This is a genomic window from uncultured Fluviicola sp., from assembly GCF_902168135.1.
Classification (GTDB): domain Bacteria; phylum Bacteroidota; class Bacteroidia; order Flavobacteriales_D; family Crocinitomicaceae; genus Fluviicola.
Genome location: NZ_CABHOL010000041.1, coordinates 56,541 through 73,592, shown reverse-complemented (window position 1 = coordinate 73,592; position 17,052 = coordinate 56,541). Strand labels below are relative to the sequence as shown.

Sequence of the window (17,052 nt, the reverse complement as noted above, 5' to 3'; positions counted from 1 at the left end):
AGGATATACTTTAAAGGAATCCGGTATTTCATCAACTTCAGAGATTGTATATACGATGTTTTATGTTTTGACAAAAAAAGAATAGAAAGCTGTAGCACATTTCGAGTATTATTAAAAAGTATAAGTTAATTGAATTAACCACTAAACACATTTAAATCATGTCTAACACCAAAGGCACATCTGCAATCGTAGCTCCCTCAGGCGGGGGAGCTCAAAGCGGTCTGGGAGAAAAGTTCTCCCCTGATCTATTCACAGGAACCGGAAATTTCAGTGTTCCGATCGCTGTTCCTTCCGGCAGGAATGGCATGCAGCCAAACTTATCACTAGGATACAGTACCGGAAATGGAAATGGTGTCTTTGGAATGGGTTGGGCGTTGGGTATTCCCGGAATTATGCGTAAAACAAGTAAGGGAATCCCAGTATATGATGACCGAAAAGATGTTTTCATTCTATCAGGAGCGGAGGATTTAGTTCCGGTGAAACAGGAAAAAGAAACCATTGAGGAAAATGGAACTTCAGTCAACTGGGAAAGGACATTCTATCGTCCTCGCACCGAAGGCTTATTTGCTCGAATTGTTCACCACAAAAAAAGCAACGGAAGAAATTATTGGGAAGTCAGAAGTAAAGACGGCTTAGTCACCTATTATGGCAGTCCGGATATTACCTTCAATGAAACTTCATTTGTAATCGCTAATCCTGAAAACCGGAATGCCATTTTTGGATGGACATTGAGCAAAACTGTCGATCCTTTTGGGAACGAAGTGATTTATGAATACGAAAGAGAATTAGTTCTTTCTGATAGCAAGTTCCAGCCACATAGTTCTGATCAGTTATACCTTTCTTCCATTAAATACAACCAGTACTATGAAGAAAATGTGAAGAAACACCTCTGTGAAGTGCGTTTCGAATATGAAGAACGAGCGGATTCCTTTTCGGCTTACAGACAAGGTTTTGAAATCCGTACCACCAAGCGCTGTAAAGCTATTTCAACCTACACACACGCCGATGAAACCCGGAAAGTGAAAACGTATCACTTTAATTACCTGGAAGAACTTCCGTTAAATGGCGTTTCTCTATTGAGAGATGTTAGTGTGGAAGGACACAAAGGCGAAGAAAGTGAATGGATGCCGCCTTTGGAATTTGGTTACTCCACATTTAAGCCTTCTATCAGAGGATTAGATGAAATCAAAAGCCCTATTCCTTCTCTTTCATTGGCTCAACCGGGCTATGAATTGGTGGATGTGACCGGAAACGGACTTCCGGATTTGCTGCAAATGGATGGAACAGGATCGCGGTATTGGCCTAATAAAGGAAAGGGTGTTTTTGCTTCTCCTAAAACAATCCCGGTTTCTCCCTCCATCCAATTGGGAAATGCAGGTGTTCAGTTAATTGATGCCAACGGAGACGGACGAAGTGATTTATTGGTGGTTAATGGCCTTCAAGCCGGTTACTTTTCCGGAAGTTTCAATGATGTGTGGGATAAAAAGAATTACCGTTCTTATTCCAAAAAACCGTCTTTCAGTTTAGTAGATCCCGAAGTCCAATTTATGGATTTGGATGGCGATGGTATTACAGACGTATTACGTAACGGAGCTAAATTTGAGTGCTTTTTGAATGATCCTGAAAAGGGATTTGATCAAATTCGGATTGCAGATAAAACCTTTGCTGATTTCAGTTTTTCCGATCCGCGAATCCGTTTCGCGGACATGACTGGCGACGGTTTGCAGGATATTGTCCTGATCTCATCAGGAAGAGTGCAATACTGGCCGAACCTGGGGTATGGACGATTTGGTCAGGTTGTAAACATGAAAAATGCGCCACGTTTCCCGGAGCAGTTCAACCCGAAGCAAATTCTGTTAGGAGATCTGGATGGTGACGGGCAGGCAGATATTGCTTTTGTGGAGAATAATCGAGTTACCTTATATGTGAACCAAAGCGGAAATGGGTTTTCAGAAGAAGTAATCATCATGGGGACTCCCGCTGTACACCAAGTGGAAAGTTTGCGCATAGCGGATATCATGGGAACCGGACAGTCCGGAATTGTTTGGAGCCAAATTGTAACCACCGGAACAAAAGGACGCATGTTCTTCCTGGATTTCACAGGTGGAAACAAGCCCTACTTGCTGGAAGAGATGAACAATAACATGGGAAGTGTTACCCGTGTGGAATATAGTTCTTCTATTGAACACTTTTTGCGAGACGACCAGGATCCATTAACACGTTGGAAAACACAACTACCCTTTCCGGTACAAGTAGTAAACAGAACAGAAGTTCACGACTTGCTTTCAGGTGGAAAACTGGTAACGGAATACTCCTATCACAATGGTTATTGGGATGGTGCTGAACGCGAATTCAGAGGGTTCGCCCATGTTGATTCCAGGGACACGGAATCATTCGAACGTTTTACCGCGGCATCATCGGATGGAACTGAGAATAACTTAAACAACCCTGGAAACCTGACAGCAGAATATTATTCTCCGCCGGTTGAAACCAAAAGCTGGTTCCATTTGGGGCCTGTTGGTCCGGATTACACCCGATGGGAAGAACTAGATTTCTCTTATCAATACTGGCAGGTAGATACGAATGTTCTTCAGCGAACTGTTGAAACCAAAAACCTATTGAGTTCCTTACCAAGAAAAGCCAGACGAGATGCTATTCGAACGTTGAGAGGAACTTTACTGCGATCAGAACTCTATGGTCGCGATGGATCGGCATTGGAGAATGTTCCTTACACAATTATCGAAAGTTTGATGGGAATTCGGACGGAATTTGATCCAACTCAGCAATCCGGAGAAATGTTTGTGTTTTTCTCTTTTAGCCTGGCAGGAAGGACCAGCCAGTATGAACGCGGTAATGACCCGATGCACCAATTTACCTTCACGAAAGATTACGATGCATACGGAAATCCGGGAGGACAATTAAGTGCGGGGCTCCCGCGTGGAGCAACTCCGCTCGGAGGCGGAAACGGAGACTACCTGGGTACTTACGGCATCAGCGAATTCATTTATAAAGACATTCCGAACGGACAATACATGGTTGACCGGGTAAAAAAGTCAACTTCATATGATGCTACTAAGCCCGCTTCTAACCTGAATATTTTTGGCTACAAAGATCTTGTTTTCAATAGCAATATACTGCCTGTAATAGGCTGCTCCCTGAATTTTTACGATGGAGAAGCTTTTGAAGGCTTGCCTTATGGACAAATTGGGAATTACGGTCTTCCTGTTCGAAGTGAAGCACTAGTGTTAACAGATGAGATCATTGAATCCGCATATGGATCGGAAATTCCTGAATGTTTTAAAGATACACCGGATTGGAGTAGTTCAAATGGCTATCCGGCTGCATTTGAAGGATTATTGCAAAATGGTGATGAACGATTGGGATATAAAGATCGTCGAACCGGTTTTCCAAACCACGAGGAAGGATGGTATGCTGAAAGTGGACGTGCTAAATATGATTGGCAGGATAGTAGTATTGAATATCCTGTTGGATTGGCTATTGAGAGCAGAGATGTATTTGACAATCGTTCAACAATTGATTATGATTCATATAAATTTCTTCCTGTTAGCACGAAACAATGGTTCAACACAACGGATTATCTGGAAAACAAAGCAGAATATGACTATCGAAGTTTTCAGGTCAATAATCTAATCGATATAAACGATAATATTTCTGTTTTTGATTTCTCACCGCTTGGGTTACTTAAAGCAACTGCATTAATAGGCAAAGGAACAGAAGGGGATTATAAAAGCAATTCAGGTGGGTTCTACCAACGTTATGCCCCTTCAATGAAAATGGAATATGATTTCTTTGCGTTTAAAAATAAAGGAAATCCTATTTGGGTTAAAACCATTTTAAGAGAAGAGCATTATCAGGACAATCCGGATAGTCCAACGATTGTAAAAGTAGAATACACAGATGGCTTTGGAAGATTATTACAAATAAGATCCCAGGCAGAAGATGTGATATTTGGTAACCAAACTTTTGGAACCTCAGGATTGCCTGAAGACCAAAGCGCAGCAAATACAACTACTATAGGAATTGAACGCGACGAGAATGATCCAATTAATGTAGTTGTAAGTGGTTGGTGTATTTACAATAACAAAGGTTTAACGGTAGAACAATATGAACCTTTTTTTGATAAAGGCTTCGATTATTCTTTACCTCAATTAAGTACCGTTGGGGGAATTATAAATCCTCAATTAGGGATGAAAGTAAAAATATACTACGATACAATGGGCAGGGTATTTTGCACAGTAAACCCAGATGAGAGTGAACAACGGGTTGTATTCGGAATTCCCACTGCATTAAACAGTCCGGATAACTTTTTACCCTCACCTTGGGAGAACTACTCATACGATGCAAATGATTTGGCTCCGATAACCAACCCAGTGAATAACCTTGTCCCTGTAAGCCATTGGTATACACCAAAGAGCTCATTGATTGACGGTTTAGGAAGAACGATCCAAACTACCGAACATAAAGCACATCACAATAGAGAAACAGATACATACGAAGATGTACTAATGCACTATTTGTATGATATACGTGGGAATCTATTGCAAGTAAGGGACTCCTATAATAGAAAGGTATTTGAACATATTTATGATTTGCGACCCACCCAAGAGGATAATCCTTTACCATCACTTTGGACAAAACACATCGACAGTGGAAAAAGTGTTTCAGTTTTTGATGCAATTGGAAAAATCATTAAGGGAAAAGATGCCAAGGAAGCTCAAATACTTTCTGCTTATGATCCCTTGTATCGACCAATTTATGGTTGGTCAAAAAATAATGGAACAAGTCCTTTCCGTTTAAATGCTCAAATGATTTATGGCGAACAAGCAACTACACCAAAAACAAATAACTTCCTTGGACAAGTATGGCAGCAGTATGACGAAAGCGGGAAAATAGAAAGTATAGCATTTGATTTTAAGGGAAATTTACTTTCTAAAAAGCAGAAAGTAATTAGCAGTGTGATATTGAAAACAGCATTAGATAATTACGAAACTTACTTAGTCGATTGGACAGGACTACCAACTATCTTAGATACAAAAATCTTTGAAACAAGCAATACTTTTGATGCATTGAATAGGATCATAAAAATTACATTACCTGAGAACGTAAACAACGAACGCAAAAATATAATACCGACTTATAATCGTGCAGGAACACTTGAAAAAGTAAGTTATGACGGAACAGAATATGTAGAAAATATTGCCTACAATGCGAAGGGAGAACGGTTACTCATTGCTTTTGGTAACGATATTATGACAAGATATTCCTATGACCAAACTACTTTTCGTCTGTCACGTCAGCGAAGTGAGAAATACGTTAAATCTCACATAGGGAATACAATCACCTATGAACCGCAAAGTGGATCGAATAAGCAGGATAATAGTTTCAACTTTGATTTAGTTGGAAACATTCTTAAGATACTCCAAAGGGTAAACGACTGTGGTATTACGGGAAGCATATTGGGGAATCATGCTTTAGATAGGAATTTTGAATATGATCCTCTTTATCGCGTTATTTCTGCTGATGGAAGGGAGAGTGATGCCGAGCACGAAAATGATTATTTGTATAGCGACGCACCTGCTCCTGGGACACCAAATGCAAATAATGTACGGGCTTATACTCGGAACTATTATTATGACAAATTGGGGAATATACAACAGGTAAAACAATTGGGGACGAATGGTTTTACCCGAAATTTCATGTATAATACAGAGCATAACACCTTAAAAAAAGTAGAAACTCCAACTCATTCGTTGATCGAAGATTTTACTTATGATACTTGTGGAAATCTATTAACTGCAGGGACTACACGAAATTATGTTTGGAATGCAGGGAATCAGTTAATTACCTATTACAATCAAGCAGGAAGTGCTGATCCGACTATTTTTACTCAGTATGATTATTCTGGAATGAATCGTGTAAGTAAATTAGTACGAACAGGCACGAGTGCCAACCCTATTTATGAGCGAACTATATATATTGATGGTCTTTTTGAGTGCTGTATTCTGGAAAATGGGACTATTTATGAGAAAAATTATATCCACATAATGGATGACACTTCACGCATTGCGATGATCCGAATAGGAGATTTATTCCCTGATGATATCTCAGCTGATATTGTATATAATCTAGAAGATCAAATTGGTAGTTCTACAATACGCCTAGATGGATATGGAACAACTATTGATAAGGAAGAATATTATCCTTTTGGTGATAGTTCTTTAAGAACATTTACCAAAAAAAGGTACCGTTATGTAGGAAAAGAAAAAGATTTGGAAAGTGGGTTGTATTATTACGGGGCAAGGTATTACGTAGCTTGGACATGTCGATTTATCAGTGTTGACCCATTATCCTCAAAATATGCACAACTTAGCCCCTATAATTATTCTGATAATAATCCAATTAATGATTATGATATCGATGGTTTGCAGAATAATAACTCGAAAAACAGTGAGCAAGGAAAGAATGGCGGCGAAACTGTAATTCAATCCACTCCTATGGAAGGTCAGAGGAATTTCACCGATAAAAATGCAGACCGGAATGAAGTATTAAAATTACCAACTGATGGGATGAAAGAAAATAATATCGTAGAATTTATTTATACAAACAAAGACAATTCTAAATTAGTCTCTAGGTATCATTTTAGAAATGGAGATAAATGGGAGAAAGATGTATCTGGAACATCTGCTTCAGGAAGATTTGGGCATTACTATATGGGAACTTATATAACTATGAATGAAATAGCCCTATTGAAAAAAGATTTGGATATTAAAAAAGCTGAAAATCATGAAATTAAAAAAATTCAAGCCGGTGATGAAAAAGAAGAAGAGTCAAAAATAGAAAAAGTAGAAACAACCAAAATAATTCACAAAAAAGTAATTAAGACATCTTCACCTCCTATAACTTCATCGAAGAAAATTCCGGCTGACTTTGCTCCTGGAAAGTCACATTTAACGAAGAAAAGTACCAAATCTGCAACAAACGCATTACGCGAAATAGCGCGTGCTTTGAAAAAAAATCCAAATGCAACCTTTACTATTATAGCTAATACTGAGGTTGGGGTAGGAGGAAGTTGGAGTACAATAACAAGGTTTAAAGTTTCTGCTAAAGCTTTAGCAACAAATAGAATGAATACTATAACTGATATTTTGATTAGCATGGGAGTTGATAGAAGTCAAATAATTCGACAACTTGGAAGTCCTAATGGAGGTATGAATATGCAAGGGACATTATTTGTACCTGGTACAAACTGATTTTAGTTATTAATAAAGTCTATTTTTGGTATGATTTTAGAATGAAATCAAAAAATTGTGTGCGATGAAAGTTCTTTTTTTTACTGGATTATTAATTTTGATTGGACTATCTAGTTTTTCATTTCAAATTGAAAATGTTGCTATAATTGAAGACTACATTGTTTGGAATCAAAAACGAAAATTGACTTGGGATGATTTTCAAGGAAAACCAGACGAAAAAAGTACTCATAAAGCAGTAACTTCTACCATTATAAGAAGTATGGTTAATATCTATTCTGATAGCATTGTTGATTATGACTTCGTTTGCCTTTTCGAAAAAAAAGATTCGTGGAAAAAAGTTCAAAGTGTAAACCTTTTAAATCATGAGCAATTACATTTTGATATTGGTGAACTAACAACTAGAAAATTAAGAAAGGAGTTTTTGGAATATAAGTTTACTTCTTTGGATAGCATTAATCCAATGATAAACCGAATTTTCAATAGAGCTACTATAAGATTGGAGAATTTGGGTAACGATTATGATAAAGAAACCAATCATGGTACTATTGTGGAAAAGCAAAAAATCTGGCAAATAAAAATTGCTAAGGAATTAAAAGAATTGGATAGATATGCTAAAACCAGGGTGGTTATCAAACGAATTAAATCTAAACAATAAGGCTTATTTATTGATGAGGATATTTGAATTCAAACCAATATCTTTTAATTGGTTAACTTAAAATAAAAAATCAGCTCTAGGTGGAGCTGATTTTTTATTTTCGGCTACATAGTTCCAAGTAATCATAAATCTTAGCAGCAAGCACATCAATCTTCCGGTTTGATTGGCTTGGGGATAACTTCAATATCGGCTTTGACATTTCCACGTATTTCTCAAAGATTTCATCGACGTTTTCGCGATTATTCAGGTCCATTATCTCAAAGATGATAGAACTGATATCTAATTGATAATCGTCGGCGCGAACCTGCATGTTTTGGAGCAAGTTGATCATTTTCCAATGAATCAAATCCTGCTTGATAAGGTTTGTTACAATTTCTCTGTTGCAGACGAATGTCTTTTGTGTTTCTATTGGTGCGTGTGGTCGTGTTTCCATTTGGAGAAGGTTTAGTTCCCGTTCAGCACCAAAACAGGAGGTTGATAAAACAAGCAGGTGTGGTTTGCAATTTCTATAAAACAAAAAAGGCTGCCAAAACTTGACAATTAATAGATTCTATAACGATTTGTAGGAATATCGAATTTACAAACTCCAATTCGATCACACTCTCGCTCTCAGTACTCGCACTGGAAAAAGGCATTTTTCAAAATACCATAGAGTGAGTGTGAGAGCGGGTTTTGAGGAAAAGAAAAAGGCATCCTGTTTTCACAAAATGCCTTTTTCTTTGTAGCGGGGACACGACTCGAACGTGCGACCTTCGGGTTATGAGCCCGACGAGCTACCAACTGCTCCACCCCGCAATATATCTTTAAGTTATACTTGCTATTTCAATGATTCAACAGACGTTTCCGTTAAATGTGGTGCAAAGATACACACTTTTTAGCGTTCTGCAAGTGTTTTGTAAAAGAAAAGTGCTAAAATTCCCAAAAACGCTTCAAAAAGACCCTCTGTCAGTAAGTAATCATCCCATCTTCAGCCATAAAACTGTTCCTCCCGATTGATCTGTCATGGTACTGTCTTTATCAATGGAGACACCGCATACCGGATCTTTCGAAAAGGATTGCACCAGTTGGTAGCCACGAACAGGAATTGAAGGAACCTGGCTCAGCGACTTCCAATAATGCTGGTACTTCAGGGAGTTGTACAATTGATCTCCCGTTAGGATACAGTTGGCTCCCACGTAGATTCCGGGAATATATCCTGCAGCAAAGACAGCATCGTACCACGCATTGGAATACGCAATAACCGTTTGGGCAGAAGTTCCCGAGGCAATTCCTTCCAAATCCATCCACAGGTTCATTCCAGCCGGTAGCCCGATAGATGCCGCGTTATACGCAGCGTTGGTTCCGTATTCCGTTCCTAGTGAAGCAGATGGTGTCCAGCCCGGCATGGAAACATGCTGTACGGCACCTAGCGCTAATCCGGATTCAAGAATCGTTTTGGCTTCCGTGTAACTCAGATCACCTGGTTGCTGTCCGTGTCCGCGCGACAGGTATCTGAAACAGAATGCATAGCCATTGTTTACAAAACAGGAAGCAGATGTGGCATTGAGTACGGTATTTGTATCAAATCCACTCAAACCCGGGGCGGCATTTTGCACGGAACCCGGAAGTAAAGGTGTAGTCATGAATACTGGTTATTAAATTATTAGTATTAGGAACAATTCTTTTCCCAATACGGTAAAAATACACTTTCCTTTCAAATACAAACATCACCTGTACGGAAAATCGCAACTCACCTTTTTCAAGTATTGCTAAATCATTTTACTAAAAGATTAGCAAACCACATCTTTGTCAAAACTTTTAAACTTAAAACAATGACTCAGAAACCTTCATTTGCATTTGTCGCTGCCAGCTGGGTAGCTTTCGGAACAGGATTGATCGGATACTTCAGCGGTCTTTTTGGGAACAAACAACTTCAATTGTCCGACAAAGGATATTATTTCACCGTGATCATGTTTGCCCTCTTTTCGGTAATCAGTGTGCAGAAAAGTGTACGTGACCGCCTGGAAGGAATTCCGGTAACGGATATCTATTACGGAATCAGCTGGTTTTGTACCGTTCTTTCCATCGCTTTACTCATCATTGGCTTGTGGAACGCCAATATGTGGGGAAGCGAAAAAGGATTCTTTGCCTTCTCTTTCGTACTGGCCATATTCGGTGCCGTTGCCGTTCAGAAAAATACCCGTGACTCCATTTCTAAGGAGAAACCATTCTAAATCAACCATAAATTAAAGAAAAACCTGCTTATCATCTGACAAGCAGGTTTTTATGTTTTAGAACAATTGTGTGGAAATTACCCCGGAGTTTGCTACTATTAACAGATGAATTCATCGAATTCGGCCGTTTTTTAGAATAAGAAGCGTACCTTTGCACCAAATTTCTAAGATATGTCTCACAAATCAGCTTTCGTAAATATTGTCGGCAGCCCCAATGTTGGTAAATCGACGCTTATGAACGGATTGGTTGGTGAAAAGCTTTCCATCGTTACTTCTAAAGCGCAGACTACGCGCCACCGTATTCACGGATTGGTAAACGGAGACGATCACCAGATCGTTTTCTCCGATACTCCGGGAGTAGTAAACGCTTCCTATAAGCTTCATGAAGCTATGATGAGTTATGTGGAAAGTTCGTTCAAGGACGCGGACATTTTATTGTTCATTACGGATATGAGCGAAAATGAAATGAACCACAAGGAAACGCTTGAACGTATCGTCAAATTACGCATCCCGGTTCTTTTGATCCTGAATAAGATCGATTTAGCAGATCAAACGAAATTAGAAGAACGTGTTCAGTACTGGAAAGAAAAAGTTCCGAATGCGGAAATCATCCCGACTTCTGCCCTGCATAAATTCAATATCAGCACAATCTGGGACCGCATCCTGCAATTGGCTCCGGAAGGTCCTGCATATTTTGATAAGGAAGAATTATCTGATCGCCCGGTTCGTTTCTTCGTGTCGGAAATGATCCGTGAAAAAATCTTCCTGCATTGCGACAAGGAAGTTCCTTACGCGTGTCAGGTAGAAATCGAATCGTACAAAGAAGCCGAAAACATTACGCATATCCGTGCGCTGATTATCGTGGAACGCGATTCACAAAAAGGAATTATTATCGGGAAGAAAGGCGATATGCTGAAACGCATTGGCCGTGACGCCCGTTTGGATATGGAAGCTTTCTTGGGTCAAAAGGTATTCCTGGAGACTTTCGTAAAAGTGGATAAAGACTGGAGAGCCAGTGAACAAAAATTGAAAAAGTACGGGTATTAAGTCCCGGGATTATCTATAACGCAGTGCTGTGAAGTACGTCTAAAAAACAAAAAATGGGAAATATAATTGCCATCGTAGGACGCCCGAATGTAGGAAAGTCCACCCTGTTTAACCGCTTAACCGAAAGTTCTCACGCCATCGTCAAAGAAGTCAGTGGTGTAACCCGCGACCGTATCTATGGCCGTGGAGAATGGAACGGAATTCCGTTTTCAGTGATTGATACCGGAGGTTATGTAAAAGGTTCGGAGGATATTTTCGAAGGAGAAATCCGTAAGCAAGTTGAAATTGCAATCGAAGAAGCAAATGTCATTCTATTCGTCGTGGATGCAACAACGGGAATCGTGGACCTGGATGAAACGGTTGCAAACATCCTTCGCAAAACCAAAAAGAAAGTTTTAGTCATCGCGAATAAAGTAGACAACAATGATCGTGTTGGAATGTCTGCAGAATTCTGGTCTTTCGGACTTGGTGACGTATTCGACCTGTCTGCAGCGAATGGATCCGGAACAGGAGAGATCCTGGATGAAGTGGTCCAGTATTTTGACAAGGAAGATCCGCGTGGAGAAGAAGAAGCGAATTTACCACGCATTGCCGTTGTTGGGAAGCCAAACGTGGGAAAATCTTCCATGATTAATGCCCTTACCGGTGAAGAGCGGAATATTGTAACGAACATTTCCGGAACAACAAGAGATTCCATCGATACGCGATATAAAGCTTTCGGATTTGATTTCATGCTGATTGATACTGCAGGAATTCGCAAGAAAGCGAAAGTAACGGAAGATATCGAATACTATTCCGTATTGCGCTCTGTGCGTACGATCGAAGATTCGGATATCTGTATTTTCATGATCGATGCAACGGAAGGCATCCAAAAGCAGGATCTGACCATTTATTACATGATCGAGAAAAACCACAAAGGTGTGGTTGTTTTGGTCAACAAATGGGATTTGGTAGAAAAAGATACCATGACAGCTGTGGAATACGAAAAGAAATTGAGAAACGATCTGGCACCCTACAACGATGTTCCGATCATTTTTACTTCTGCTTTGACGAAACAGCGTATCCATAAAGCTTTGGAAAAAGCAATGGAAGTTTATGAAAACCGCACCAGAAAAATCTCTACTTCAGAGTTGAACGATGTTTTATTGCCGATTATTGACAGCAATCCGCCGCCGTCCCTGAAAGGAAAATACGTGAAGATCAAATACGTACAACAACTACCGACTCATGCTCCGGCATTTGCGTTCTTCTGTAATCTACCGCAGTATATTCCGGATTCGTATAAACGATTTTTGGAGAACCGTCTGCGTGAAATGTACAATTTCGAAGGAGTTCCGGTGCGAATCTACTTCCGAAAAAAATAAAGGCTTTATAAACACATAAGTCACATATTTTTAGATGATTGCCTAAGGTACTCTGCAAAAAACAATGGGTTGATATTGGCTGACTATGTGTTCTCTGCGCCTTCGCTGTAGCTTTAGCGCAAGCGTTGTGAACTATATGATTCAAATAAAACCGCATGAAAAAAAATCCCCGCATCAGCGGGGATTTTTTTTAAAACTGCAAAATATAATTCGTGCGTTTCTCTTCACCGATGGTGGTTGTGGGTCCGTGTCCCGGATAAACCACCGTATTTTCCGGAAGTGTAAAGATCCGGTCGAAAATGGTCTTCTTCAATACTTCCATCGAACCTCCCGGTAAATCCACTCGTCCGAAACTTCCTTTGAAAAGGATATCACCTCCTATCAGCAAATTATCCGGTTCACTGTAGAAAGCCACGTGCCCAACGGAATGTCCGGGTCCGAAAATTACTTTCAATTCCAGCTCACCAAATTTCAACACCTGGTTATCTGTCAAATAATCGGTTGGTTCCGGAGATGGTACATACGCCGCCAATCCATACATCTGTGCGGAACGTTCCGCAAAGCTTAAGGTAAACAGTTCTTCTTTGTGGGCCATGAAAGGAACCCCGAAATGATTTACCAAAAAAGCATTCCCGGTAACATGGTCGATGTGACAATGCGTATTCAGCACCGCATGCACTTTCAACTTATTTTCTTCAATGAAATCAAGCCACTCCTGCTGTTCATAACGTTCGTAGCAACTCGGATCAATAATAACTGCATCTCCCTGTTCATTGTAAACAATCGAACCGTTTTGCTGGATGGGATTTCCTGTAAAAACCTGTACTTTCATTAACGCATTACATTGATATATCCATTAAAGGTATACTTTTTATCGTTGATCAATTCCTTCGCTTCCAAAATCCAGTTATATTGACCGTTCGGAACAATAATTCCCTGGTAAGTTCCATCCCATCTCGCATTCGGATCATTGCTTTCCCAAACAACTTCTCCCCAACGGTTAAATACCTGCAGGTTAAATTGCTGAATATCGATTCCATCCATATGCAGGAACCATGTTTGGTTAAACTCATCACCATCCGGTGTAAATGTGTTCGGAGCATAAAGGATCACATCACTATTAACCACTGCAATTTTAGTGATTGAATCTATACAGCCGTTCTCATTCGTAACGACCAGCGTCACGTTGTAATTCGCAACGATTCCCTCAGGCAGGTCCACAGCCGGATCCTCATACGAGGACTGATTAGGTTCCGCTCCCGGAATAGACCAGTTGTAAGAAACAACATCTGCCGAACTGTTATTATTCAATCGAATGTGTGTTTCGAAAATCGTAGTCGGATTCGGGGAAATGTTAAAGTCCGCAACCGGCTTGTCGTATACGGTTATCATATTCTGGAATGTATTAGTATAAGTACATCCCGTATCGGAAACAGAAGTAATACTTACTGTATAAACTCCCGGAAATTCATAGGTGTGGGAACAAGTATCCAGCCCATTTGTCGTAATAACAGGAGATCCGTCACCAAAATCAATTGTATTCATTAATGGCGATCCCGGACCAGGAGTATCATTCAAGAAAATCACATGATGCGGATAACAACCAGCTGCATCGTCCGGAGTGAGTGTCAAATTTAACGGTTGTGGAACGGTAATAACCATACAAGCAGTATCCGGTTGTGAACCACATGCTTCCGTCATCACCACGCAATATTGTGTTGTTGCAGTGGTTGTTACAGGAATATCCGTTCCAACGCCCTGTATTCCGGCAGTTGTAATCCAGGTAAATGTATGCGCAGTTGAACCTCCTGTTCCGCTGACATTCAATGTCGATAAGTCACCCGAACAAACTACAAGATCCTGCGTGACAGAAGTAATTTCCAAAGCATCAGGTTCGGTAATCACAAAATCTACCGTATCCGTACATCCGCCAACGTTGTAAACGATAGCCTGGTAAGTCCCGGCTGTCAGTGCATCCACTACATATGGTGACTGAATTGGTGTAATTGGTCCTCCGTTCAAAGTGTATTCAGAAGCATTGGTTACCGTTAAAACAGCTGACCCGGTTGCCATTCCATGACAATCTGCTGCAGTCGGCACAGCAGTTACTGTCGGATTGATTTCCGTAACTGTAATTGTTGCCTCGGAGATACATCCGTTGGAATCCACTGAGTAAGTATAAACGCCCGGATCCATGGTGATCGGGTCATACGGCATTGTAACTGCCGCCCCTGCAGGATCACTCCATGTTCCGTTCGGTGAAGCACCTGGTCCAAGAAGCGGGAATAAATCCTCCGGAGAACCCTGAGCACAAATTGTCAAGACACTATCTGCTCCGGGGTATGCAGAAGCAGAAATATTTATCAGAACCTGGTCTGAGGTTGCACATAAGGGGTGACCTGTCGGATAAACCGTTAATGTTAAAGTTGTATTTGTGCTTACGGTCGCTGTTGGAGTCAAAATTGCCGGATTCGAAACCGCACCGGCCGGAGTCCACTCAAAAGTTAAGTTCCCCAGGCAGTTCCCGGTTAAATTGTGAACCGTTGTCGAAGCATTTCCGGTTGTTCCGTCAGACAAGACCACCGTTCCGGATGCATCCAATACTTCATAGGAACATTCCCCTGTAAATGATCCTGCTCCGTCGAACTGAACTGTAAATGCGGCCCCGTTTGGAATGGATAAAGTATATGTTTCATTCAATCCCCCCGGAATAGTAAAGGTCGAAGTAACTCCGTTCACAACTACTATCAGGTTATTTCCATTCCAGCCGTCACCCCAGGAGTCAATGAGGTTGAAAGTATAATCACAACTTGTATTCCCGCCGACGATATTTCCGTCCAACTGGATAGGTGTTCCGTTACAAATAGTAGCATCCTGACCTGCATCCGCCTGTGGGTTCTCATTTACGGTTACGGTTACGCTGGAGTCATTCTGACAACCATAGTTATCCATTACAATATAATTGTAGGTATATGTTCCAGGAGCTCCTGGAACAACTGTCAAAACATCTCCGTCTGTAGAACGCGTTCCGTAAATAGCAGGAAGCTCCCAATAAGAAGAATCGCTTCCCAAACCGATCTGAGGTTCGAACGTAGTTACCGGTTCGTACAGATAGGGTGCTAAATTCAGCCCGAAAGAGAAGAGTGTTCCGTCATCTCCACCCCAGTTATCTACTACAGTTAAAGTCCAAACACCATTCAAAGGACATCCCACCAAATTACTAAACGGTTGAATTGGTGCATAATCTCCGGCTGGTAATGTATCTGCAAAACCGTTATTGGTAGTCCAGTCAACCCAGGTTTCCGTGGCTGTTGGTGTAAAACAATAATTATAGGGAACTCCTTGTGTAGCAGGATCATTACAATCCACATTATCATCTTCGTTGGGTTCTCCGATCTGAACGCCGCCGCCGCCCTGCTGGTGCAAAACCTGGCTTTGTCCGTTCGGACATTCGACAATAATCACCAAATCTCCCATGAAGGAATGCTCCATTTCCAAACACAAACTTTCCAGGTCACTAACCTGTGTAAGTGTCGCTCCCGCGCTAAATCCTGTTTGGGTAATCGGAACTTCCTGGGCAACACCAATTTGATCATCTGTCAAACATCCGTCATTAACAGTAACAGATCCGGGGAATCCGGTCCAGGTTACCGGGTAAAGCTGCGGCTGTGCCGTAAGGACCACGCTTTCTCCTATACACAATGTAGTATCGCTTGGGAAACCGGCAAAACTAGGTATTGTAGCAACAAAAACCTGTAAGTCTAATAAATTGGTATTCGTACAGCCATTGTTGTCTGTCACGATCAATTGAACACGGTATTGACCCGGAGCATTAAACTGGTGAGATACGTTTTGACCGATAGCAGTCGTACCGTCCATAAAGTCCCAGGCATAATTAGCAAGTGTAAATCCTGGAGCTGCGAAAGATCCAACTCCTGAGAAATCAACGGCATCTCCAACACAAATACGGGTACTGTCGGGAGTTTCACCCGCAACAATAAAACCTCCCGCTGTTGGTGTAGAACAAGGTGTTGTACAGGTTGCACTTGCAGTAAACAATCCGGTTCCTGTTGAATTAGATCGGAAACGGATGGTAAGACAACCGGTAGTATTCAACGGAGTGCACGAGATAGCAACACCCAGCAGATCGGTACCGGAATAGGTTCCCAATGTTGGAGCAGCAGTCGAGTTACCATCGTAAATGTCCATGTAGTCCACATTCGTAACAGTAGGAGAAGGGTTGTCATCCGTCATGCTTAAATTGAACGTGTTGAAAATCAATGAAATGATATCTCCGGGAGTGTCCGGACAAATGGTTACAACAACTGTTTCATTGTCTCCGTATCCGCCCCCGCCTTGTCCGCCGGAATCGATTACGAACCCGTTACAGGTACTGAATGTTTGCCCGTTGCTTGCGGCATTCATTTGGATGGTTGTGCTTTGCGAAAAAGCATTACAAGCCAATAACGTTATCAGCGTAAAAAGAAAATTCTTCATAAAGT

General features: G+C 40.9%; 9 protein-coding genes and 1 tRNA gene. 5 read left to right on the top strand and 5 right to left on the bottom strand.

Translation table 11 applies throughout. The features are described from left to right. Window positions 1-158: 158 nt before the first annotated feature. Both QZT69_RS14215 and QZT69_RS14210 read left to right on the top strand, forming a co-directional pair. Entirely contained in the window at window positions 159-7,271 is a 7,113-nt protein-coding gene (locus QZT69_RS14215; RefSeq protein WP_294675738.1) for a SpvB/TcaC N-terminal domain-containing protein, read from the top strand. A gap of 64 nt (window positions 7,272-7,335) precedes the next feature. Next, the gene (locus tag QZT69_RS14210; protein ID WP_294675724.1) at window positions 7,336-7,926 is read left to right on the top strand and encodes a DUF922 domain-containing protein; all 591 of its coding nucleotides are present in this window, start codon (window positions 7,336-7,338) and stop codon (window positions 7,924-7,926) included. 94 nt (window positions 7,927-8,020) lie between these two features. On the opposite strand, the gene QZT69_RS14205 is transcribed toward QZT69_RS14210, so the two are convergent. From QZT69_RS14205 to QZT69_RS14195, 3 genes are all read right to left on the bottom strand, one after another. After that, window positions 8,021-8,359 (bottom strand): hypothetical protein, encoded by a 339-nt coding sequence (locus QZT69_RS14205; RefSeq protein ID WP_294675719.1) that lies wholly within the window; start codon window positions 8,357-8,359, stop codon window positions 8,021-8,023. 289 nt (window positions 8,360-8,648) lie between these two features. Further along, a tRNA-Met gene (locus QZT69_RS14200) sits at window positions 8,649-8,721 on the bottom strand. 161 nt (window positions 8,722-8,882) lie between these two features. Further along, a complete protein-coding gene (locus tag QZT69_RS14195) occupies window positions 8,883-9,548 on the bottom strand; it encodes a DUF1906 domain-containing protein (protein WP_294675714.1) in 666 nt (221 codons plus the stop codon). Between the two features lie 189 nt (window positions 9,549-9,737). On the opposite strand from QZT69_RS14195, the gene yiaA reads away from it, so the two are divergent. The 3 genes from yiaA (at window position 9,738) to der (ending at window position 12,550) form a co-directional block, all read left to right on the top strand. Further along, the gene (gene yiaA / locus QZT69_RS14190; protein WP_294675711.1) at window positions 9,738-10,139 is read left to right on the top strand and encodes an inner membrane protein YiaA; all 402 of its coding nucleotides are present in this window, start codon (window positions 9,738-9,740) and stop codon (window positions 10,137-10,139) included. A 171-nt stretch (window positions 10,140-10,310) separates the two neighbouring features. Continuing rightward, a complete protein-coding gene (era, locus tag QZT69_RS14185) occupies window positions 10,311-11,186 on the top strand; it encodes a GTPase Era (RefSeq protein WP_294675704.1) in 876 nt (291 codons plus the stop codon). A 53-nt stretch (window positions 11,187-11,239) separates the two neighbouring features. Next, the gene (gene der, locus QZT69_RS14180) at window positions 11,240-12,550 is read left to right on the top strand and encodes a ribosome biogenesis GTPase Der (RefSeq protein WP_294675698.1); all 1,311 of its coding nucleotides are present in this window, start codon (window positions 11,240-11,242) and stop codon (window positions 12,548-12,550) included. 190 nt (window positions 12,551-12,740) lie between these two features. Here der and QZT69_RS14175 read toward each other — a convergent pair whose 3' ends face one another. Further along, a complete protein-coding gene (locus tag QZT69_RS14175; protein ID WP_294675695.1) occupies window positions 12,741-13,382 on the bottom strand; it encodes an MBL fold metallo-hydrolase in 642 nt (213 codons plus the stop codon). Continuing rightward, window positions 13,382-17,047 (bottom strand): PKD domain-containing protein, encoded by a 3,666-nt coding sequence (locus tag QZT69_RS14170; RefSeq protein WP_294675691.1) that lies wholly within the window; start codon window positions 17,045-17,047, stop codon window positions 13,382-13,384. Before QZT69_RS14170 ends, QZT69_RS14175 begins: the two co-directional genes overlap by 1 nt. Window positions 17,048-17,052 lie beyond the last annotated feature (5 nt).

Coding starts and splice junctions, on each gene's coding strand:
- QZT69_RS14210 (WP_294675724.1), top strand. CDS start 7,336: ATGAAAGTTCTTTTTTTTACTGGATTATTAATTTTGATTGGACTATCT.
- QZT69_RS14175 (WP_294675695.1), bottom strand. CDS start 13,382: ATGAAAGTACAGGTTTTTACAGGAAATCCCATCCAGCAAAACGGTTCG.
- yiaA (WP_294675711.1), top strand. CDS start 9,738: ATGACTCAGAAACCTTCATTTGCATTTGTCGCTGCCAGCTGGGTAGCT.
- QZT69_RS14170 (WP_294675691.1), bottom strand. CDS start 17,047: ATGAAGAATTTTCTTTTTACGCTGATAACGTTATTGGCTTGTAATGCT.
- QZT69_RS14215 (WP_294675738.1), top strand. CDS start 159: ATGTCTAACACCAAAGGCACATCTGCAATCGTAGCTCCCTCAGGCGGG.
- era (WP_294675704.1), top strand. CDS start 10,311: ATGTCTCACAAATCAGCTTTCGTAAATATTGTCGGCAGCCCCAATGTT.
- QZT69_RS14205 (WP_294675719.1), bottom strand. CDS start 8,359: ATGGAAACACGACCACACGCACCAATAGAAACACAAAAGACATTCGTC.
- der (WP_294675698.1), top strand. CDS start 11,240: ATGGGAAATATAATTGCCATCGTAGGACGCCCGAATGTAGGAAAGTCC.
- QZT69_RS14195 (WP_294675714.1), bottom strand. CDS start 9,548: ATGACTACACCTTTACTTCCGGGTTCCGTGCAAAATGCCGCCCCGGGT.